Genomic DNA, 18,354 nt, shown 5'->3' with positions numbered 1-18,354 from the left:
ACTGACAGCTTTAACTTGAAGCGTCAACTTAATCACTGTGTCACGCACCTCTCAATGCCGACTCCACCATGGCGACGATCTCACTGTCCGAGTACCCGAGCGAGCGGACGCTGTGCGCAAACGCAGTCGCCGCTTGTTCGGCCTGCGCCTGCACCGGATCGGTCCCGGAGGCGATGAAGGTCCCTTGCTTTCCCCGCGTCTCGATGACGCCCTGATCGCTGAGCGCGCGATAAGCCTTCGCAACGGTGTTGGCCGCCAAACCCAGCTCCGAGGCGAGCGCCCGCACCGTCGGGATCTTGGTTCCCGCGATCAATCCGCCGCCGTGAACCTGCTCGATAATCTGTTGCCGCAGTTGGTCGTACGGAGCCGTGGAGGAATCGTGTTCGATCGCGATCTTCATCGTCACCCTCGTCGTATCTTCTCGGTCACAGGCCACAGCATCTTCTCGATCACAGACCCTCGACAGCCTCGCGGATCGTATGGGGGCCGGAGGTCAGAACCAATATCTTGCCGACGCTGGACGGCGCATCGATGAGCGCCTCCACTACGGCGGCAACGTCGGCACGCGGAACAGAGCCGCGATCGACGGGCGGCTGTGCAAGCAACACTTCACCGGTTGGGTCGTCGTCCGTCAGGAGGCCTGGCCGAAGAATCGTCCAGTCCAGCGAAGTCCTTGCCTGGAGGTCTTCCTCCGCCGCAGTCTTCGCCCGCAGATACGCGGCAAAAACCTCGTCGGTGCCCTCTGGCACGTCGTCACCAGCACCCATGGCGCTGATCTGGATGAACCGACGCACTCCTGCTTTCTCGGCGGCATCGGCCAACAGCACGGCCGCCGCTCGGTCGACGGAGTCCTTGCGTTCGATCGAGCTGCCCGGTCCGGCGCCCGCGGCGAAGACCGCGACGTCGGCACCGTCGAGTACCTTCGCAACTTCCTCGACCGTCGACGATTCCAGATCGATAACCACGGGGAACGCGCCAAGCGTGCGGACGGCACCCTCGTGCGCAGAATTGCGGATCAGCGCTACCGGCCGATCACCATGCCCGGCCAGCAGGTATGTCAGGTGCTGCGCAATCTTGCCGTGCCCACCGGCAATGACTACGCGTCGTTCGTCCACACTTCGATGTTCCGTCATCGTTTTCTCCTCACACGTCGGTACTTAAAGTGCAGCACGCCGGAGCGGCCCGTTGTTCCCCTGTTTGTCCCACGAGTTCGGACGCAGAGGCAGAATGACGAACATGGCATCTGCAACCATCTTCCACAATCAACGGTGCAACACCTCGCGGACTGTTCTCGGGCTCATCCGGGATGCCGGAATCGAACCCACCATCGTCAAGTACCTCGATACTCCGCCTACCCGATCCGAGCTGGAAAAACTCCTCGCCGACGCCGGCCTCGAGCCCAGTCAAGCGGTTCGCAAGCGCGAAGCGCAGTACAAGGAACTCGGACTCGCCGACGCTTCCGAATCCGAGATCCTCGACGCGATGATCGAGCACCCAATTCTGATCGAACGCCCATTCGTCGTCACTGACAAGGGCACCGTGCTCGCGCGTCCGGCAGCCAAGGTGGAAGAGATTCTCTAACAGCGTCTACCACTCACAGCGGATCGCGGGCGATCGGACAGGACATACACCGAGGCCCGCCGCGGCCGGAGCCCAGTTCGGAACCCGCGATTCGCAAGACCTCGATACCCGAGGCCTCGAGCCTGGCGTTCGTTTCGACGTTGCGCTCGTACGCGACGACGACGCCAGGTTCGACGGCCAACGTGTTGTTGCCGTCGTCCCACTGCTCGCGCTCGGCCGTCACCGTGTCGAGTCCGGTGTCGATCACACGAAGTTTTCCGATTCCCATGGCGTCGGCTGCCGCTTCGAGGAACGGCGTCGCACCGCGAATACTCACCCCGTCGTCTTCCTTGCGCAGGGTGAAAGCCGACAACGTGTCCTGGATGGCCGGGTACATGACGACCGCGTCGGCCTCGACCATGGTGCAGACCGTGTCGAGATGCATCGACGCTCGGCGCTGCTCGATCGGAACAACCAACACGGTGTGAGCGAGACCGTCGTCGAACACGCTGCGCGCCAATGCTTCTGCTCCCGCGGGTGACGTCCGCTCACCGACACCGATTGCGATCACCCCCGGAGCGAGAAGCAGCACGTCCCCTCCCTCGACAGGAGCGGTGTGGGACTCGTACGCGCGTCGCACGCCCTTGAATCGAGGGTGATGCGCGTACACGAGATCCGTGATCGAGGATTCGCGAGCTCGCGCCGACAACGCCAAGGACGTGATGATCACCCTCGGCCCGACCCAGAACGACGAATCACGGGTGAAGAGCAAATTGGGCAGAGGGTCGATCACGAAGTCACCGCCGTGATGCATCCTGCGCACCAACGAGGTCGAGTCTGCATCGATCGGCAGCTCGTCGAACGTCATTCCGGCAGTGAGGATCGACGACAGCTCCTTCGGCTCCACCTGTCGCAGGTACGCGGCCAGGTGTTGCCCGAGCGCGTGTCCGATCTTGCGTGCGTCGACGGCAGCCGCGATTCCCTGGATCCTGGCTGCGCCACTGACCTCGAGCGACTCGGTGAGGAGATCGGACAAAAGCAGTACCTCCACGCCGCGCTCACGAAGGACGGTCGCAAACTGGTCGTGCTCTTCCTGCGCACGGTCCACCCACGGCAACGCGTCGAACAGCAGCTCGTCGTTGTTGCGCGGGGTCAACCGTTTCAACTCGTCGCCAGGCCGATGAAGAATGACCGATCGCAAGCGGCCCACCTCGGAATCGACACCGAGGGGGACGGAGCCAGAAGCGTTCATGAGTGAACACTAATCCCGTAGGCCCCACCCAGCAGGGAGAAGCAGCTGCCTTACCGGCCCGCGTAACGTCTGATCCGACGCAGGCGAGAGGACTAAGCAATGGACAGTACGGATCAGGCGGCGCTGAGCGGCGCCGGAATCGACAGGTTCACCGGACGCTGGGTCGGCGCTGGAGCCGGACATTTCCCGACCATCGACGACTTCGAGTACTCCGAGGAGATCGAGTTCGCGGCCACTCCCAAACCATTTGTCACCTACTCGTCGCGCACTCGCGGGCTTCCCGACGGCCGACCGCTTCACATGGAATCGGGATACCTGCGTCCAACACCTGGTGGCGAACTCGAACTGCTCGTCAGTCAACCCACCGGATTTGTCGAGATCCACCGCGGCACCGTCGACTCCGAAGGCACTCTCGCCTTGACCCGTCTCACGCTCGCAGCATCGCCCGACGCAAAACCCGTTCACGACGTCCGACGCGTCTTGCGGGTCCAGGGCGACACGCTGACATACGACGTGTGGATGGCGCATGGAGACACCCCGCTGACGCATCACCTCCACGCCACTCTTCATCGGGCAACGGACCGGTAGTCGTCATGGAGATGCCGTCGTGGAAAGCCAAGGAACTGACGCCCGGCCAACTCTCCGAGCGCAGCGGTGTGGCCGTCTCAGCCCTGCATTTCTATGAACGGGAAGGCCTGATCGTCAGTCGCCGGACCAGCGGCAACCAGCGTCGATACCAACGAGACACGCTTCGACGCGTCGCCTTCATCAGAATCTCGCAACGCGTCGGAATTCCGCTGTCGGAAATCCGGGAGGCACTCGGCACACTGCCTGAAGGCCGGACCCCGAACCGCGCAGATTGGGAAAGGTTGTCGACCGGGTGGCGGCGCCACCTCGATCTACGCATCGAGCAGTTGGAACGCCTACGAGACAACCTCACCGGCTGTATCGGTTGTGGGTGTCTCTCGCTGGAGGGGTGTGCCCTCGCCAACCCTCACGATCAACTCGCGTCCGCCGGTCCGGGTGCGCGCGTTCTGGAGGTCGATTTCGGCGCCGATTCAGGCGAGAAATGACTCGACGGCGTCCCGATCGCGCCCCAGCAAGTCCTCGACGGTCTTCTTCAGCAACTTCTCGATCTGGCCGCCGATAATCGGCATCTTCACCTCAGCCGTTCCGTCGACGACCAACCGCGTGCAGGACTCGGCAGCGGTGAGATCGAGCGTCGTCTCGATTCGTATCGGCAGTCCCTGCGCAATTCCAGTCACCGAACCTGCCGCACGCCCGTCCGACAGAGGTCCCCACCGATCGATCCGCTGCAGACCGAGTCGACTCGGCGCAACCTTCGCAACCAAGCTCGGCAGGGAGGCGGAGTCGATTTCCTCGGACACCGATACTTCGATGGATCCGTCCAGTACCGCGATGTCCGAGGTGGCATACAGATCGCCCAGTCGAACTTCCCAATAACTCGGGTCTGTCAAAGTTCGATGAACGTCGTCGATCGGATATTTGAAATCGATATCGAAATGAAAACTCTTCGGCATGACCTTGGTCCCTATTCGACTAGATAAAAGTCCCGACTGAGTTAATGCTCATCGCTCGAGCAATTTACCGAACTGGTCATTCGCTTTTTGCATGACGAACTCGTAAGGCGGGGCGAATTTGCGCGCCCACCAGTATCCGAAACGGATGTCATTGGACGTGTAAACGAGATACTTGTTCTTCTCGATCCCCCGAACAATGCACGACGCCACCTTTTCCGGCGAAACCGCACGCTTCTCGAACCGATGTGTGAGCTTTTTTACCCGCGGGTCATCCCTGTCGATACCCGCGATTTCCACGGTTCCCACCAAAGGCGTCTTCACCCCACCAGGCACAACCAGACTGACGCCGATCCCGTGCCGCTTCAGATCGAATCGCAGCACCTCGGAGACCCCGCGAAGGCCGAACTTGCTCGCACTGTAGGCAGCGTGCCACGGCAGGGCCAAGAGTCCGGCGGCCGAAGACACATTGACCAGATGTCCACCCTTGCCTGCACGAATCATGGGCGGAACAAACGTCTCCATGACATGAATAGGCCCCATCAAGTTGACGTCCACCATCGACTTCCAATGCCGATGTTCGAGGTTCTCGATAGTTCCCCAAGCTGAAATGCCGGCGATATTCATGACGACATCCATCGGTGAGAATTGAGTGTGAATCTCGGTACCGAATTTCACGACCTCGTCGTAGTCCGAGATGTCGAGCGCCTTCGCCATGCTGACCGTGCCGCCGCCGGCACCGACCATCACAACGGTCTCCTCTAATCCGAGGTCATTGATATCGGTGAGAAACAATTCTGCACCAGCCTCGGATGCGCGCAGCGCGGTTGCGCGTCCAATTCCACTACCAGCGCCGGTGATCAGGCATTTCTTGCCGTCGAGCGACCTTACAGACATGGATGAACACTCCCCCGCACTCGTACTGTGGACATGCGGGAAAGTCTACGCACGCACGGTGCGGCCGCCCCGAAACACGCAAGGCGACCTGCGAGTGAGGCCGCACTCCAAAAATGTTCGGTGGAGACGACCGCACGCAGTACTACAGACGCTGCATCATCTGCTCTTGATAGCCCCTGACCGTACGGTCGAGTTCTTCCGCCGCTACATCGTCCCCGCGCTTGCGCGCGTCGTGGGCTCGATCCTGAATTTCACGGATTGCGCGGCGCAGTTCGTCATCGCTCATCGTGTGTTTCATATCACAATTCTGCACCTGTCCAGCGGGTTTAGCTAGCACAGATCGCATTCCGGCAAACCGTTCAAGGTTCAACCCAGAAGTGATCCCCACGACATCGCGAATAAGCAGTCAGATTGCGGCCCCATTCATTCAAACCGCCTCTGAACTGCAGTTTTTCAACCGAAACACTCTCGAAAAACCAGGCTAACGCTTAGCTAATATCGCCAAAACAGGTAAATAGTTTGATAATGGGCATATTAGCCAAGTACTGGAAGGTTCGAATAGCGCAGCCGTAGCTGCGCATTTCCGTGCGGCGGATACTCAATGTGCGCTGGGACATAGCTGAGCACTCAACGACCCGATGAATCGAATCTCGGACACATTTGACAACTAGTCCACTAAACAGACTACGGTGAGCTACCGATCGGTTATCCGCGTGATACCGTAGGATTCACTGAACGGACAATTGCTAGCTAGAGAGGATTACGGGGCGGTTCACAATGGCTGACTTTGCAGAACGATTGAACAAACTGTTCGACAGTGTTCATCCTCCGGGGCGCAAACCCCACACCAATGCCGAGGTTGCGGCAGCGCTCATCGAAGACGGCCATCAGATCTCCAAGCCGTACATCTCGCAGCTCCGCTCGGGACAGCGCACCAATCCGTCCGACGAGACAGTCGCCGCATTCGCCAGGTTCTTCAAGGTGAAGCCCGACTACTTCTTCAACGACATCTACGCAGCCAAGATCGATCACGACCTCGAGCTGCTCTCGCAGCTCCAAGGCTACGGTCTTCGCCGCCTCTCGAGCCGTGCATTCGACCTCTCGGAAGAATCGCAGAACCTGCTCACCACGATGGCTGAAAAGCTCCGCGCGAGTGAAGGATTGCCAGAGGTTCCGCCTGACGCGTCACGCTGATGCGAAAGTGCTGAAGTGGCGAGAGCACTGAAATACTGAAATGACATGGAGTAGGTCGACTATGGACGTCGACCTACTTTTGTCGTTTCATCGAGTTCTTTCGCCAACAACAAGACCCAGCGGCGCGCAGACATCTTCTCCGGTGGTGCAATCCACCTGGTGTCCAACACATCCGAGGCCAACGGATCCGCGATCCACCCTGCCATTATTCCCGCATGTGCAGTGACTGCCCGTGGCGGTTCCTGTCCGCCGACGTCGAACATCCCGGCGCCGGACTGGATGTACATTGCATCCATGATCTGGGCGATCATGTCCGATGCTCGCAGCACAGACGTACTTCCGGCACTGTCCGCGTCGACAACCTCGGGAAATCGCTTGACGAGAAGCGCATGCATTCGCCGCAGACGATACAAATCTCGTCGTGCGCGCAACCAGGTCTCGAGAAGCACCCATGTGATGCCCAGCGCTATAAGAACACTCGACGCAGCGATGAACCAAACCCCTGCGCCCGTCCAGACATCCGATTCGAGTGCTCCTGTGCCACCGATCGATTCGACCAGCATCACGACGACCACGACAAGCAGGATCGACGAACCCGTCACGATCAATGCGATACCACGGCCCAACGGCGCCCACGCCACGTGCCGTAGACCTGTCGAAATGACAAGGGACAGAGCGACTATGACAAAGATCAGAGCCGGCGCCGGGTAACCGAAAAGAACCGCGATCGCCACCAGCAGCCCCACCGAGTACAGCACCGTAGCGAGACCGCGCATAGCTGGGCGCGACATCACCGGCCAGGCAGACACGGCACCGACTGCGCTGGCCGCAGACAACGCTGTCCACAACACGATGACGATCATCGCTGCGGCATGCTGCTCCGGTGCAATGCGATCGACGATGTCCCACACCGCCGGCACCATGACCGTCGAGGACAATGCGACCGAGAAGCCGGCAAAGACCATCGACATTCGCAAGGGCGTAGCGGTGCGCGCGACAACTCGACCCAGTCTCGCGCCGGCTGCAACCCAGACGAGAAGGGCGACAGCCCAAAAGATCATCCGATCGCCTCGTCGTACCGCAACACCGACAGCGGTGTCCCACGGCCACTCATCGTTCGCAGACGCATGATCAACATGGACGCAAACGTCTCGGCTTCCCACTCGGCGATGTCATCCATCGGCACAGGCTCGTTGCGCCGCAAAGAACGTTGACTCAGCATGTACGCGATCAAATCGTCACTGACTTCGAGCGTCGCTTCGGCGATCTCGGCACCCTCGTGACGAAACACTATGTGCCCCAATTCATGTGCCAGGGTTCGCTCGACATTGGGCAGTCCGGGAGCCAGGACGATGACATCGTGATCGTCGTAGGCTCGACGCTGACCGCACACTCCGGTGGCGAGCGGGGTTTCCAGATCGATCTCGATCGGGCGCCCACGCTCGCGGGCGACTGTCTGCACCACCGTCAGCAGTGACACAGCCTCCGACGACGCTGCAGCGTCACATACGGCATCCACCGCAGCCAGAACGCGGCGATGTGAACGTCTGTCCGGCACGACTCACGCACCTCCCTGTGATCCGGGTGCCAGGAATTCGGCACGAGCGGCAGCCAATCGCGCCTTCTGCAGCGATGCTCCGCGGAAAGTCATTGCTCCCGCACCGGCCGCTACAACTGCCATTCCGCCCACACCGCCGGCGACGGCGGCAGCGTTGAGAATCGGCGGAAGCCCTTGAGTGAACGCCGTCGGAAATGCCTGCGGGTTGTCACTGGGAGCCGCGACGTTCGGCGTATTCGACGGCACCTGGGGAGCCACGGGTGCCGGAGCGGCCAGGACCTCGGGGACCGATGGTGCTGCGACTGCGCCCGGCGCAGCGTTCGCCGGTCCACCGGAAGAGGGTGCAGGCCCTCCGCCCGCTGACGGTCCCTGCGGATCAGACGGTCCCGCCGGCGGAGCCGCTACCGCGGACGACTGCTCGGAACTCGGCTGCGATTCGGAAGGGGACTGCGTCTCTGACGTCTGCAACTCGGAGGGTGCTTCGCTCGGAGAACTCTCGGTCTGCGAGGTTGGGCTGGTCACCGGTGACGCACTGCTGCTCGGACGTTGCGACGCCGAAGGGTTCGCTGAGGGCTCAGTCGTGGTCGTGGGCTCAGTCGTCGTGGTCGGCTCAGTCGTGGTCGGCTCAGTCGTCGTCGTCGGCTCAGTCGTCGTCGTGGGCTCAGTCGTCGACGTGGGCTCAGTCGTCGTCGTGGGCTCAGTCGTCGTCGTCGTCGTCGGCTCAGTCGTCGACGTGGGCTCAGTCGTCGTCGTCGGCTCAGTCGTCGTCGTGGTCGTCGTGGTCGGCTCAGTCGTCGTCGTCGGCTCAGTCGTGGTCGTGGTCGTCGGCACAGTCGTCGTGGTCGTCGGCACAGTCGTCGTGGTCGTCGGCACAGTCGTCGTGGTCGTCGGCACTACCGTCGTTCCGCAGTTGTGGTGATGGCAATGCCAGCCGTAGTTGCCGTTGCCGCCACCGTTGTTGCCGTTGCCGTTGCCGTAGTTGCCGTTGCCGCCACCGTTGTTGCCGTTGCCGTAATTGCCACCGTTGTTACTGTTGTTTCCATTGCCGTTATTGCCACCAGGCTGGGCGGCGACGATGGCGGGGAAGACCGATACGGCAAGGACGCCGATTCCCATCAGGCACATCACAGCAACAAGCATCATCGCTAGCCGTCGTGGCTGGCTCATCGACATTCCTCCCCGACATATACGTCCTACCTGCGGAAAACTGCAGCGGACTCATCGTGCCTATCGCAGCGGGCAGACCCTCGTTACATTTCCGGCAAACATGTATCCGCCCAAGGATCATCCCTCACTTGGAAGCTCAACGGTCCGGATCGGCGGTCGCAATCGTATGAAACGGCGCACACTCAGACCGAATCTTCGCAATTCGGGCAGGCCCTGAAAATGCAGGAAAGGGTCGCTCAACTTTCGTTGAAAGACCCTTTTTGCTGGTACTTCTTGGTGGAGCTGAGGGGAATCGAACCCCTGACCTCTTCGATGCGAACGAAGCGCGCTACCAACTGCGCCACAGCCCCGTGCCACCGCCTCAGCGGTGCTCGGCAACTCTAACAGGAACGATTACTCCCGTTGGAATCACCCGACACGAACTTTCGGCCCGACAGATCGGCCCAGAGGATCACTGACCGGACGCGCGACGCATCTCGGTGTGCCTGACCTCTTCTTCATAGTGGTCCAAGTGATCGAACACCGGATCTTCGTCGTCGACCTCGAGGACAACCGCTCCGGGCCGACGCAGTCGCGCCGGAATCAGGCGCAGCTCTTCGTCGGTGTGCGACTCGACTCCGAGTCGCGATCGGTTGAGGCGTTCAGTGCGGCGGCGGCGAATCTCCTGCTCGATCCGAACCTGCCGACGCAAGTAAGCCATGTACCCGCCGAGGCCGCACACGGTGAGCGCGAACAACCACCACACCATCGGCGAGATGATCAATGCGAGAGCGCCCGAAAGAATTGCGACGAACGCAAGTCCCAGCAATGTCCGCTGACGGAAGGCATACCGCGCCTCCCGGGCGATGGCATCCGCTTCGGGGTCGAACCCGCCTCGGCCGCGCCTGACGGGAACAAATTCTCCGACCGGTGCACGACCGCCGGCGTAATCGTCTTCTGCGTGAGTGTCCATCTGGTCCTCCGCGTCGTAGCTGCTGCGCACTGGTTCTGGTTGCCAGTTCGGATCGCTTCGATGTCCTGCTGCCGGCCCGCGCTGAACAGGGTTGCTGTCGCCGCGGTGGAGTACTCGAGTCGCGAGCGCCGCGTCACTCGTCTGCCGGATCCTGGGGCGCTTGTTGACAAGCATCGGCACCAGGACGAACAGCCACACGGCCACCAGCCCGATCCACACGAATGAGCTAGGCATGCCGCGGCCTCCTCCCGATCACCTACCAGCACCTATGCCAGCCGTTGACGAGTCAAGGTTAACGGCCGACGCCCTCGCATCGTTGCCGACGCGCCGAACCCCACCATACTCATGTGTCACACGCGTACCGAACTGAACTTCCGGTTCAGTCCCAAAAGTCTCAAGTTCTAGTTGAATCAAAAATCACAAATTTCCGACCAAAAGTAGGACTACTCAGCGGTAACTGCTGTTTAGCTCGCGTTTCTCACGCTTCTGGCGCCGTCTTCGTCACACCCACGAAGCGCGCCCGGATCGCACCAATCTGTCGACGACGGTGGTGGGGACTTCCTCGATCGTCATTCCGACCAGAAGATGGTCGCGCCATTGGCCGTCAACATCGAGATAGCGTTTGAGGAGACCTTCCTCCCGGAACCCCACATTTCGTAGGACTGCGCGACTCGACGCGTTCTCCGGCCGAACAGTGGCCTCCACTCGATGCAGACCGACCTTCGAGAATGCGTGATCGAGTGTGAGCGCAACGGCCGCTGTGGCAACGCCCCCACCGGTGACGTGCGAGGCGACCCAATAGCCCACCCAGGCGGACCTCAGGGCGCCGCGCACCACATTTCCGATGGTGACCTGCCCGCAGTACTTCCCGTCGAGTTCGATCACCAGGGGAAGGATCCTGCCCTTGCGCGCTTCGGAGCGAAGGTTTCCGCACAGGGAGGGCCAGACGGTGATGTGATGGCGAGCATCCCAGGGCGATTCTCCGGTGGGCTCCCACGGCTCGAGGTGCTCGCGATCGCGAATGCGGAGACGACTCCACACGGCAGCGTCACGAAGTTTGACGGGGCGGACGGTCACCACGCCCGCGGGCACTCGCAGCGGGCCGAGATCTTCCGGCCATCCTGGATGGACTGACATCACACCCCACTCGGGTCGGCGTTACCCACGTTGGGCGAGAAAAGCTACGTCGACTTCTTCACCGATGTGCACTTCGGTGACGTCTCGATCGACAAGAACCAGGCAATTGGCTTCCGCCAAGGTCGCGAGGAGGTGAGAGGACGCGCCGGGTGCACCGCCGAGGGCCTGCACCAGGTACTCCCCCGTCGCTTCGTCACGCATCAGCTGACCACGCAGGAAACCCTTGCGATCGGCGATCGACGTAATCGTTCCCACCGTGCGCGCCTTCACTACTCGTCGCATCGGTTGGCGTCGTCCCAGCGCGATTCTGATCAGCGGGCGAACCATGACTTCGAATACCACCAGTGCGCTGACCGGGTTCGACGGTAGGAGAAAGGTCGGAACCTCGTCTCGTCCCAGCTGTCCGAAGCCCTGGACCGATCCCGGATGCATGGCAACGCGCTCGACCTCGAGTGTCCCCAGATCGGCGAGCGCCTCACGAACTTCGTCGGACGCTCCGCCGCCCACTGCACCGGCGATGACAACGATTTCCGAGCGAATCAGCTGACCCTCGACTACTTCACGAAGACGACGCGAGTCGTTGCCTGCGATTCCCACGCGGTTGACGTCGGCACCGGCATCGCGCGCGGCCGCGGCGAGAGCATACGAATTGACGTCGTAGACCTGACCAGGCCCCGGCGTGCGATCGACGTCGACGAGTTCTCCACCGACACTGATGACCGAGAGGCGCGGACGCGGATGGACGAGCACTTTGTCGCGGCCGACGGCGGCAAGCAACCCGACCTGTGCGGCTCCGATGATGGTGCCTGCACGAACGGCGACATCACCCGGTTGGACGTCGTCACCTGCACGGCGAACGTAATCGCCCGAACGCACCGGCTCGAAGATCCGAACACGAGCGCGACCACCGTCGGTGTTTTCGAGCGGAAGGACTGCGTCGGCCAGCGTGGGCAACGGCGCGCCGGTGTCGACTCGGACGGCCTGACGAGGTTGCAGCCGGATCGGTTGGCGTGAGCCCGCCGTCACCTCGCCGACCACCGGCAAGCTGAGGTCCGTGGGCTCGCCGTCCTCTCCTCGGAGATCGGCTCCCGCACCGGCGACGTCGACGCTGCGAACCGCGTAACCGTCGATGGCAGCTTGATCGAATCCTGGCAATGGGCGTTCGGTCACCACTTCCTCGGCACACAGCAGTCCCTGCGCCTCCGAGATGGCGACCCGAACCGGACGGGGTGCCACTGCAGCAGCGGTAACCCTGGTCTGCTGCTCCTCAACCGACCGCATCTGGTCCGCGTCCTCCTGTGTCTGGAAATTCGGTGATATCCGTCAGCTCATGATGCCTTGCCTTCGAAAAGGGACAAGCACATTGATACTGCGTTATCGGGCGATCAACCACCGTGGCGACACGCTCAGCGGTCGAGTCGATCCGCGAGCCACTTGCGCAAGGACGGGCCGTAGTCGTCACTGTCGAGAGCCAGGTCAACCGAAGCGCGGAGGTACCCGCCGGGGTTGCCCAGGTCATGACGTGTTCCGCGGTGCACAACCACGTGAACCGGATGGCCCTCGGAAATCAGGAGCGCGATGGCGTCGGTGAGTTGCAACTCACCGCCGGCTCCCGGCTTGATGCGACGAAGTGCGTCGAAGATCGCACGGTCGAGCAGGTAGCGACCCGCCGCGGCAAAGGTCGACGGCGCATCTTCCACAGCGGGCTTCTCGACCATGCCGACGACCTTGAGTACGTCGGGATTGACCGCGTCGGGAACGATCTCGACGTCGAAGACGCCGTACGCACTGACCGCATCTTTGGGTACGTCGATTGCGCAGAGAACGGAGCCGCCGCGCTTGGCCCGAACTCGCGCCATGATCTCCAGGACACCACGCGGCAGTACGAGATCGTCGGGCAGAAGGACTGCGATGGCATCTTCGTCGTCATCGAGAACCGACTCGACACAACCGACGGCATGCCCGAGCCCGAGGGGCTGTTCCTGAATCACGGAATCGACTTCGAGCAAACCGGGCGCTTTGCGCACCTTTGCCAGCGCAGCAAGTTTTCCGCTTGCCTCCAGCTTGCTTTCGAGTACGAGATCCTCGACGAAGTGAGCAACCACTCCGTCTTTACCCGGGGACGTCACGATGACGAGCCGCTCGGCTCCCGAGTCCGCGGCTTCACCAGCCACCAGTTCGATACCCGGTGTGTCCACGACCGGCAGCAATTCTTTCGGAACCGTCTTGGTGGCAGGCAGGAAGCGCGTACCAAGTCCGGCTGCGGGGACCACGGCCGTACGGAAGGCCCTCGTGCTGCTAGCGACAACGTCTGTCATGCCAACACCTTAGCCGCCGCTTGTTACCGCTCGGTCAGCAAGACGAATATCGTTGCGGGGTGACACCTCGGACAAAAGCGCAATGGCGACAAATCGCACTCGCAGCCCGTGAAGCAGTCTCGGAGCACACTCGAAACACGGAAACTGCGGCGTTGATCACGCACCTGCGGTCGGTGATCGTCGACGGGTCAACGGTATGTGCGTATGTCCCCACTCGCACCGAACCCGGATCCACCGACTTGCTCGACGCCGTTGCCGAGATCGCCCAGCGAGTACTACTTCCGATCACCGGGGAGCCCGGACCCTTGTCCTGGGTCCAGTACAGCGGCGCCGACGGTTTGCGCCCGGCGAAGTACGGCATTCGGGAGCCCGTCGGACCCGTCCTACCACCGGAAACCCTGTCCGAGGTGGAATGCATGCTGATCCCTGCACTTGCGGTGGACTTTCGCGGAACACGCCTCGGCCGTGGCGCAGGCTTCTACGACCGCACTCTCGGGTCGGTCGGCTCGCAGACTCGATTGGTGGCCCTCGTCAGAGACTCCGAACTCGTCGAGACCTTGCCGGCAGACGACCACGACATTCCCATGGGCTGGGCACTGACGCCGGGCGGCGGTCTCACGCGGCTCCATCGCGAATGATCTGCGGGAATAGATCCCTGATTAGCGCTGTTGGCACTGTCACTTGTAGAGTGCTAAAGGCTGCGGTGTAAATACGCGGCTGCTCGAACATCACAGTGCGGAGGAAGCCCGGTGCCCACCTACTCATACGCATGTACGGAATGTGACAACCGTTTCGACATCGTCCAGTCCTTCAGCGAAGATTCGCTGACGGTCTGCCCAGCCTGCTCAGGCAAGCTCCGCAAGCTGTTCAACTCTGTTGGCATCGTGTTCAAGGGCAGCGGCTTCTACCGCACCGACAGCCGCGGCGGCTCCGGAACAGCGAGCGAGCCGGCCAAGAGCGATTCGGCACCCGCTCCGAAGTCCGAGTCCAAGTCGGACTCCTCTTCGACCTCGAGTTCGTCGACCAGCACGCCGGCGCCCGCGAAGGCTGCCGCAAGCTGATTTCCACAACCTCCGGGTTGTCCACAGGTTCACATCGTTAGGGCCGGAAGCACCGCTTCCGGCCCTAACGTGCATGAATGCCGTCAGTACGTTCTCGTTCGCCGAGGCGCTCCCATCCATTGCGCGCCCAACTCGATCTCACGCCGAACATCTTCGATCGCCTCGTCGAACTGACACGCGGCACGCGATTTCGCTCGGCGACCGTCCGCAAGTTCGCAGCCGTTGTCCTGGCCACACTCGGCGTTGTTCTTTTCTTTCGAGGCGATCCCGCGACCGACACCGTCGCCGTAGTTGTCTCGAGTCGCGATCTCACTCCGGGGCAGGTGATCGCGGATTCGGATGTCGAGGTCAGCGAGATCGACTCGAAACACCTTCCCGAAGGAGTTGTCTCCGATACCGACCTGGTAGTCGGCAGAACCGTTGCCGGCCCGATTCGCTCCGGAGAAACCGTCACCGACGTGCGTGTTCTCAGCCCCCGGTTGGCCGGGTTGTCGGTGGGCACCGACGACGCCCGCATCGTTCCCGTTCGACTCGCCGATGCGGCCGTTGCAGATATCTTGCGCAGCGGCGATGTCGTCGACGTCCTGACTGTCGGCCCAGACACACCCCGCCCCGACACACCCAACGAATCGATTGCCGACAAAGCACCGCAAATTCTTGCCGCGGGGGCGGTCGTCGCGTTGGTCACCACCTCGGAAAGTACACGTAACCAGCAGGAACAGGTGATTCTGCTGGCCCTGCCGACACCGGCGGCAAACGTCGTAGCCGCGGCATCTCTGTCCAATGCGATCACCGTGACATTTCGCTGACCGCACAAAGCGGCCGAAGCTCCTCTAGGATTTTTCCAGTCGGTTCGGTATCAACGGACCATCTGGCACTTGCCATCGGAGACTCGAGGGGACACCGACATGCTCAAGGGATTCAAGGATTTCCTGCTTCGCGGAAACGTGCTCGACCTGGCCGTCGCAGTGGTCATCGGCGCAGCCTTCACCGCCATCGTCACGGCCTTCACCAGCAACATCATCAACCCACTCGTCGCTTCGATCGGCGGCGGCAACGAATACGGGTGGGGTATTCAGCTGACGGGTGACACCTCTGAGACGTTCCTGAACTTCGGCGCAGTGGTCACCGCGATCATCAACTTCGTCATCATCGCGGCGGTCGTCTACTTCGTGCTCATCGTTCCCGCGAATGCGGCGAAGAAGAAGTTCGTCTCCGAGCCCGAGGACAAGGAAGCCAGCGAAACCGATCTGCTCATCCAGATCCGCGATATCCTCTCCGCCAACAGTGGCGCCGACACGGGAGCGCACGCCAAGACGCTCGAATAAGCAGTGCCCGCAGAACAAATCAGGCCCTCGGACATTGCGTCCGACGGCCTGATTTTCTACTCAACCACCGTGGTGCGGGGGGCGCTGACTACGCAGCCAATCGTCGTCCGAGGATCGCGACGATCCTTCCGGACCCCGCTCGTCCGACGTCGTCTCGGGAAAGACGTCCCCGAAGATGCGCGCCAGGCGCTTCTTGTCGACTGGCGGCTTCTTCGGGATATCTGGCTGCTCGGGCAAACCGTCTCAGCCCTCGAGGCTGGACAGCTCGGCGATGACGTGGCTCGCCAGAGCCGTCAGGGTTGCCATGCCGTCGCGAATCGCCGGCCTGGTCGACGCCAGGTTGGCGACCAACGTGCTGCCCGAAACCCCGACGAGGCCACGGGACAAGCCTGCATCGAGTGATCCGGCCGAAAGACCGGAAGCGCGAAGTGCTTCGGCAATTCCCGGGATCTCGCGATCGAGAACCTCGGCGGTCACATCGGGAGTGACGTCACGCGGGGACACCCCGGTACCGCCGACCGAGATGACGAGGTCGACGCCACCGATGACTGCGGTGTTGAGAGCGTTGCGAATTTCCACTTCGTCGGCGGCGACGGCAACCGTCGCATCGACGAGAAAACCCGCTTCGTTCAGCAGTTCCGTGACCAGAGGACCGATGGAGTCGGTGTTGTCGCCGTGGGCTGTTCGATCGTCGACGATGACGACCAGAGCGCGGCCGGCCGATGTGGCTTCGAGTTCCATGACTCCTACCGTAGTGTCCGATCCCGACGCCGTTGCGATCTGGCCGAAGATCGGGTCGATCGTCTGCTGATCGCCGAACATCATCGGCCGCCCTGCGCCGCCGCGGTTCCCAACGTGACATCGACGGTCTTGGTCTGCCCGCCGTCGCTGTACGTGATCGAGACCTTGTCTCCGGGAGCATGCGAACGCACTGCCGCGATCAGCGAATCACCATCTGCGACAACACGATCGTCGACTTTGGTGATGACTGCACCCTTCGGGATGCCGGCCTTTGCAGCCGGTCCGTCAGCGGTGACATCCATGACGGTTGCGCCGTCGGCGTTGTCCTGCGACGGCACGGTCACGCCGATCATGGCCTGGGTCGCCTTGCCGGTCTTGATCAGCTCGTCGGCGACGCGGCGTGCCTGATCGATCGGGATGGCGAATCCGAGGCCGATGGAGCCGCCCTGGGTACCCGAGGACGCTCCGAGGGAGGCGATCGCCGTGTTGATGCCGATCAGCTGGCCGTCCATGTTCACGAGGGCACCACCGGAGTTACCGGGGTTGATCGCTGCGTCGGTCTGCAGAGCGTCGATGACGGTGTTCTGGTTGCCGGACTCGCCGCTCGTGGACACCGGACGATCGAGGGCGGAGATGATGCCTTCGGTGACCGTGCCAGCCAGACCGAGCGGGGACCCGACGGCAACTACCTGCTGTCCGACCTGGACGTCGCCGGAGTTGCCGAGATCGATGGGCGTGAGGTCGTTGCGACCGTCGACCTTGATGACGGCGATGTCGGAGACGGGATCGGCACCGACCAGGGTGGCCGAGGCCTTGGTTCCGTCGGAGAACGCGACGCGAAGTTGCGCTCCCTGAGCACCGGCAACGTGGTTGTTGGTCAGGATCAGGCCGTCGGAGGACAGGATGACGCCGGAACCCTCACCGCCCTGTCCCTGCGCGGTGGCCACCTCGATCTGCACGACGCTGGGCACCACCTTCGAGGCAACGGCCTGAACCGAGCCGGCAGGAGCGTTGGACGTGTTGGTGGCAGTGGGCTTGGGGGCGTTCAGCGAGTTGGTGACCGTCGCGGTTCCACCGTTGCGGTCCGCTACGACGGCACCGACCACGCCACCGACACCACCACTGACCAGGACCAGGGCGAGAGCGCCGGCAACCAGCGCCATGCGTCCTGACTTCGGCTTGGTGGTGGTCGAACCGGAGTTCGGCCCCTGCAGCGGCGCTGGGATCTGATTGTGGCCGCCCGGACCGTTCGGGCCGCCGGGGCCACCCGGGTTGGGTGCGCCGTACGGAGCGTTCTGCTGGTACGCCGCCTCATGAGCACCGTGCGGGTGGCCGAAAGCCTGCGTGGGCTGCTGCGGCGCCTGCCCGAAGCTTTCGGTGGGTCGGGCAAAGGATTCGGTCGGCTGGTACGGCTGCTGCGGCTGCACAGGAGGCTGCTGCGGCTGCGCCTGGGTGGTGGGCTCGCTGTTGGGCTGCTCGGGCCGGGTCGGCCCGACGTTACGGTCCTCGGTCATCGGCTCGCTTTCGTCTACGGTGACCACCGGACGGGCAGTCACAACTGTTCTGCCGACAATGCTGCCTTGCGCTGCTGAGAAGGCGCTGAGACGTGCCTGTCACTTTACCCAGAGTTCGACGTGAAAAGCCGGTGTTG

At 62.2% G+C, this 18,354-nt stretch carries 25 protein-coding genes and 1 tRNA gene; 10 read left to right on the top strand and 16 right to left on the bottom strand.

Features of this window, described 5'->3' with window-relative positions; translation table 11 throughout:
- Positions 1-40: 40 nt before the first annotated feature.
- Both ACFWAD_RS11125 and ACFWAD_RS11120 read right to left on the bottom strand, forming a co-directional pair.
- Positions 41-400, bottom strand: coding sequence for a GntR family transcriptional regulator (locus ACFWAD_RS11125; RefSeq protein WP_378446440.1), 360 nt, complete (start codon positions 398-400; stop codon positions 41-43).
- Positions 401-449: 49 nt separating this feature from the next.
- On the bottom strand, positions 450-1,133 hold the full coding sequence (locus ACFWAD_RS11120; protein WP_378446439.1) for an SDR family oxidoreductase: 684 nt from the start codon (positions 1,131-1,133) through the stop codon (positions 450-452).
- 94 nt (positions 1,134-1,227) lie between these two features.
- Here ACFWAD_RS11120 and arsC point away from each other — a divergent pair, with 94 nt between their 5' ends.
- A complete protein-coding gene (arsC, locus tag ACFWAD_RS11115) occupies positions 1,228-1,581 on the top strand; it encodes an arsenate reductase (glutaredoxin) (protein WP_378532659.1) in 354 nt (117 codons plus the stop codon).
- 13 nt (positions 1,582-1,594) lie between these two features.
- On the opposite strand, the gene arcA is transcribed toward arsC, so the two are convergent.
- Entirely contained in the window at positions 1,595-2,812 is a 1,218-nt protein-coding gene (gene arcA, locus ACFWAD_RS11110; protein ID WP_378532657.1) for an arginine deiminase, read from the bottom strand.
- A 99-nt stretch (positions 2,813-2,911) separates the two neighbouring features.
- Here arcA and ACFWAD_RS11105 point away from each other — a divergent pair, with 99 nt between their 5' ends.
- Positions 2,912-3,400, top strand: coding sequence for an FABP family protein (locus ACFWAD_RS11105; RefSeq protein ID WP_378543591.1), 489 nt, complete (start codon positions 2,912-2,914; stop codon positions 3,398-3,400).
- 5 nt (positions 3,401-3,405) lie between these two features.
- Complete coding sequence (gene soxR, locus ACFWAD_RS11100) at positions 3,406-3,885, top strand: redox-sensitive transcriptional activator SoxR (protein WP_050654499.1); 480 nt, start codon at positions 3,406-3,408, stop codon at positions 3,883-3,885.
- On the opposite strand, the gene ACFWAD_RS11095 is transcribed toward soxR, so the two are convergent.
- The 3 genes from ACFWAD_RS11095 to ACFWAD_RS11085 form a co-directional block, all read right to left on the bottom strand.
- Positions 3,871-4,353: a DUF2505 domain-containing protein gene (locus ACFWAD_RS11095; RefSeq protein ID WP_378532652.1), complete on the bottom strand. Its 483-nt coding sequence runs from the start codon at positions 4,351-4,353 to the stop codon at positions 3,871-3,873. The genes soxR and ACFWAD_RS11095 overlap by 15 nt on opposite strands.
- 48 nt (positions 4,354-4,401) lie before the next feature.
- Positions 4,402-5,247, bottom strand: coding sequence for an SDR family oxidoreductase (locus tag ACFWAD_RS11090; protein WP_378543588.1), 846 nt, complete (start codon positions 5,245-5,247; stop codon positions 4,402-4,404).
- Positions 5,248-5,389: 142 nt separating this feature from the next.
- Positions 5,390-5,545 carry a hypothetical protein gene (locus ACFWAD_RS11085; RefSeq protein ID WP_166813907.1) on the bottom strand — a complete coding sequence of 52 codons (156 nt, stop codon included), beginning with the start codon at positions 5,543-5,545 and terminating at the stop codon, positions 5,390-5,392.
- A 479-nt stretch (positions 5,546-6,024) separates the two neighbouring features.
- On the opposite strand from ACFWAD_RS11085, the gene ACFWAD_RS11080 reads away from it, so the two are divergent.
- Positions 6,025-6,441, top strand: coding sequence for a helix-turn-helix domain-containing protein (locus tag ACFWAD_RS11080; RefSeq protein ID WP_003946231.1), 417 nt, complete (start codon positions 6,025-6,027; stop codon positions 6,439-6,441).
- A 59-nt stretch (positions 6,442-6,500) separates the two neighbouring features.
- On the opposite strand, the gene ACFWAD_RS11075 is transcribed toward ACFWAD_RS11080, so the two are convergent.
- The 3 genes from ACFWAD_RS11075 to ACFWAD_RS11065 are packed head-to-tail and all read right to left on the bottom strand — an operon-like array spanning position 6,501 to position 8,521.
- Positions 6,501-7,502: a hypothetical protein gene (locus ACFWAD_RS11075; protein WP_378543585.1), complete on the bottom strand. Its 1,002-nt coding sequence runs from the start codon at positions 7,500-7,502 to the stop codon at positions 6,501-6,503.
- Positions 7,499-7,999 carry an ImmA/IrrE family metallo-endopeptidase gene (locus ACFWAD_RS11070; RefSeq protein ID WP_003946241.1) on the bottom strand — a complete coding sequence of 167 codons (501 nt, stop codon included), beginning with the start codon at positions 7,997-7,999 and terminating at the stop codon, positions 7,499-7,501. Before ACFWAD_RS11070 ends, ACFWAD_RS11075 begins: the two co-directional genes overlap by 4 nt.
- Before the next feature lie 3 nt (positions 8,000-8,002).
- Positions 8,003-8,521 carry a hypothetical protein gene (locus ACFWAD_RS11065; RefSeq protein WP_378543582.1) on the bottom strand — a complete coding sequence of 173 codons (519 nt, stop codon included), beginning with the start codon at positions 8,519-8,521 and terminating at the stop codon, positions 8,003-8,005.
- Positions 8,522-8,579: 58 nt separating this feature from the next.
- Here ACFWAD_RS11065 and ACFWAD_RS11060 point away from each other — a divergent pair, with 58 nt between their 5' ends.
- A complete protein-coding gene (locus ACFWAD_RS11060) occupies positions 8,580-8,918 on the top strand; it encodes a hypothetical protein (RefSeq protein WP_378543579.1) in 339 nt (112 codons plus the stop codon).
- Positions 8,919-8,923: 5 nt separating this feature from the next.
- Positions 8,924-9,148, top strand: coding sequence for a hypothetical protein (locus ACFWAD_RS11055; RefSeq protein ID WP_378543577.1), 225 nt, complete (start codon positions 8,924-8,926; stop codon positions 9,146-9,148).
- 292 nt (positions 9,149-9,440) lie between these two features.
- Here ACFWAD_RS11055 and ACFWAD_RS11050 read toward each other — a convergent pair.
- The 5 genes from ACFWAD_RS11050 to ACFWAD_RS11030 form a co-directional block, all read right to left on the bottom strand.
- Positions 9,441-9,516, bottom strand: a tRNA-Ala gene (locus tag ACFWAD_RS11050).
- A gap of 101 nt (positions 9,517-9,617) precedes the next feature.
- Positions 9,618-10,352 carry a gephyrin-like molybdotransferase receptor GlpR gene (gene glpR / locus ACFWAD_RS11045; RefSeq protein ID WP_095971057.1) on the bottom strand — a complete coding sequence of 245 codons (735 nt, stop codon included), beginning with the start codon at positions 10,350-10,352 and terminating at the stop codon, positions 9,618-9,620.
- Positions 10,353-10,619: 267 nt separating this feature from the next.
- Positions 10,620-11,255, bottom strand: a complete 636-nt coding sequence (locus ACFWAD_RS11040) for a GNAT family N-acetyltransferase (RefSeq protein ID WP_007727523.1) — start codon at positions 11,253-11,255, stop codon at positions 10,620-10,622.
- Positions 11,256-11,276: 21 nt separating this feature from the next.
- Complete coding sequence (glp, locus tag ACFWAD_RS11035; RefSeq protein WP_317554289.1) at positions 11,277-12,536, bottom strand: gephyrin-like molybdotransferase Glp; 1,260 nt, start codon at positions 12,534-12,536, stop codon at positions 11,277-11,279.
- 125 nt (positions 12,537-12,661) lie between these two features.
- The gene (locus ACFWAD_RS11030; RefSeq protein ID WP_019744725.1) at positions 12,662-13,573 is read right to left on the bottom strand and encodes a UTP--glucose-1-phosphate uridylyltransferase; all 912 of its coding nucleotides are present in this window, start codon (positions 13,571-13,573) and stop codon (positions 12,662-12,664) included.
- Between the two features lie 59 nt (positions 13,574-13,632).
- Here ACFWAD_RS11030 and ACFWAD_RS11025 point away from each other — a divergent pair, with 59 nt between their 5' ends.
- The 4 genes from ACFWAD_RS11025 to mscL all read left to right on the top strand — a co-directional run bounded on the left by ACFWAD_RS11025 (position 13,633) and on the right by mscL (position 15,962).
- Positions 13,633-14,211, top strand: a complete 579-nt coding sequence (locus ACFWAD_RS11025; protein WP_378543574.1) for a 5-formyltetrahydrofolate cyclo-ligase — start codon at positions 13,633-13,635, stop codon at positions 14,209-14,211.
- A gap of 111 nt (positions 14,212-14,322) precedes the next feature.
- Positions 14,323-14,634, top strand: a complete 312-nt coding sequence (locus tag ACFWAD_RS11020) for an FmdB family zinc ribbon protein (RefSeq protein ID WP_162113687.1) — start codon at positions 14,323-14,325, stop codon at positions 14,632-14,634.
- 77 nt (positions 14,635-14,711) lie between these two features.
- On the top strand, positions 14,712-15,443 hold the full coding sequence (locus tag ACFWAD_RS11015) for an SAF domain-containing protein (RefSeq protein ID WP_378543571.1): 732 nt from the start codon (positions 14,712-14,714) through the stop codon (positions 15,441-15,443).
- A gap of 99 nt (positions 15,444-15,542) precedes the next feature.
- Positions 15,543-15,962: a large conductance mechanosensitive channel protein MscL gene (gene mscL / locus ACFWAD_RS11010; RefSeq protein ID WP_317554387.1), complete on the top strand. Its 420-nt coding sequence runs from the start codon at positions 15,543-15,545 to the stop codon at positions 15,960-15,962.
- Positions 15,963-16,205: 243 nt separating this feature from the next.
- On the opposite strand, the gene ACFWAD_RS11005 is transcribed toward mscL, so the two are convergent.
- Positions 16,206-16,703, bottom strand: a complete 498-nt coding sequence (locus ACFWAD_RS11005) for a molybdenum cofactor biosynthesis protein B (RefSeq protein ID WP_283303020.1) — start codon at positions 16,701-16,703, stop codon at positions 16,206-16,208.
- A gap of 80 nt (positions 16,704-16,783) precedes the next feature.
- Positions 16,784-18,217, bottom strand: a complete 1,434-nt coding sequence (locus ACFWAD_RS11000) for a S1C family serine protease (protein ID WP_378543568.1) — start codon at positions 18,215-18,217, stop codon at positions 16,784-16,786.
- Positions 18,218-18,354: the final 137 nt, after the last annotated feature.

Source organism: Rhodococcus sp. NPDC059969 (assembly GCF_042738325.1).
Classification (GTDB): domain Bacteria; phylum Actinomycetota; class Actinomycetes; order Mycobacteriales; family Mycobacteriaceae; genus Rhodococcus_F.
This window is presented reverse-complemented; position numbering and strand designations above follow the sequence as displayed.

What these genes read in the sequence shown, in the direction of transcription:
- ACFWAD_RS11015 (WP_378543571.1), top strand. Translation starts at nt 14,712, where the DNA reads ATGCCGTCAGTACGTTCTCGTTCGCCGAGGCGCTCCCATCCATTGCGC.
- ACFWAD_RS11105 (WP_378543591.1), top strand. Translation starts at nt 2,912, where the DNA reads ATGGACAGTACGGATCAGGCGGCGCTGAGCGGCGCCGGAATCGACAGG.
- ACFWAD_RS11125 (WP_378446440.1), bottom strand. Translation starts at nt 400, where the DNA reads ATGAAGATCGCGATCGAACACGATTCCTCCACGGCTCCGTACGACCAA.
- ACFWAD_RS11080 (WP_003946231.1), top strand. Translation starts at nt 6,025, where the DNA reads ATGGCTGACTTTGCAGAACGATTGAACAAACTGTTCGACAGTGTTCAT.
- ACFWAD_RS11000 (WP_378543568.1), bottom strand. Translation starts at nt 18,217, where the DNA reads ATGACCGAGGACCGTAACGTCGGGCCGACCCGGCCCGAGCAGCCCAAC.
- ACFWAD_RS11095 (WP_378532652.1), bottom strand. Translation starts at nt 4,353, where the DNA reads ATGCCGAAGAGTTTTCATTTCGATATCGATTTCAAATATCCGATCGAC.
- arsC (WP_378532659.1), top strand. Translation starts at nt 1,228, where the DNA reads ATGACGAACATGGCATCTGCAACCATCTTCCACAATCAACGGTGCAAC.
- glp (WP_317554289.1), bottom strand. Translation starts at nt 12,536, where the DNA reads ATGCGGTCGGTTGAGGAGCAGCAGACCAGGGTTACCGCTGCTGCAGTG.
- ACFWAD_RS11040 (WP_007727523.1), bottom strand. Translation starts at nt 11,255, where the DNA reads ATGTCAGTCCATCCAGGATGGCCGGAAGATCTCGGCCCGCTGCGAGTG.
- mscL (WP_317554387.1), top strand. Translation starts at nt 15,543, where the DNA reads ATGCTCAAGGGATTCAAGGATTTCCTGCTTCGCGGAAACGTGCTCGAC.
- ACFWAD_RS11075 (WP_378543585.1), bottom strand. Translation starts at nt 7,502, where the DNA reads ATGATCTTTTGGGCTGTCGCCCTTCTCGTCTGGGTTGCAGCCGGCGCG.
- soxR (WP_050654499.1), top strand. Translation starts at nt 3,406, where the DNA reads ATGGAGATGCCGTCGTGGAAAGCCAAGGAACTGACGCCCGGCCAACTC.
- ACFWAD_RS11030 (WP_019744725.1), bottom strand. Translation starts at nt 13,573, where the DNA reads ATGACAGACGTTGTCGCTAGCAGCACGAGGGCCTTCCGTACGGCCGTG.
- ACFWAD_RS11085 (WP_166813907.1), bottom strand. Translation starts at nt 5,545, where the DNA reads ATGAAACACACGATGAGCGATGACGAACTGCGCCGCGCAATCCGTGAA.
- ACFWAD_RS11090 (WP_378543588.1), bottom strand. Translation starts at nt 5,247, where the DNA reads ATGTCTGTAAGGTCGCTCGACGGCAAGAAATGCCTGATCACCGGCGCT.
- arcA (WP_378532657.1), bottom strand. Translation starts at nt 2,812, where the DNA reads ATGAACGCTTCTGGCTCCGTCCCCCTCGGTGTCGATTCCGAGGTGGGC.
- ACFWAD_RS11055 (WP_378543577.1), top strand. Translation starts at nt 8,924, where the DNA reads ATGCCAGCCGTAGTTGCCGTTGCCGCCACCGTTGTTGCCGTTGCCGTT.
- ACFWAD_RS11120 (WP_378446439.1), bottom strand. Translation starts at nt 1,133, where the DNA reads ATGACGGAACATCGAAGTGTGGACGAACGACGCGTAGTCATTGCCGGT.
- ACFWAD_RS11005 (WP_283303020.1), bottom strand. Translation starts at nt 16,703, where the DNA reads ATGGAACTCGAAGCCACATCGGCCGGCCGCGCTCTGGTCGTCATCGTC.
- glpR (WP_095971057.1), bottom strand. Translation starts at nt 10,352, where the DNA reads ATGCCTAGCTCATTCGTGTGGATCGGGCTGGTGGCCGTGTGGCTGTTC.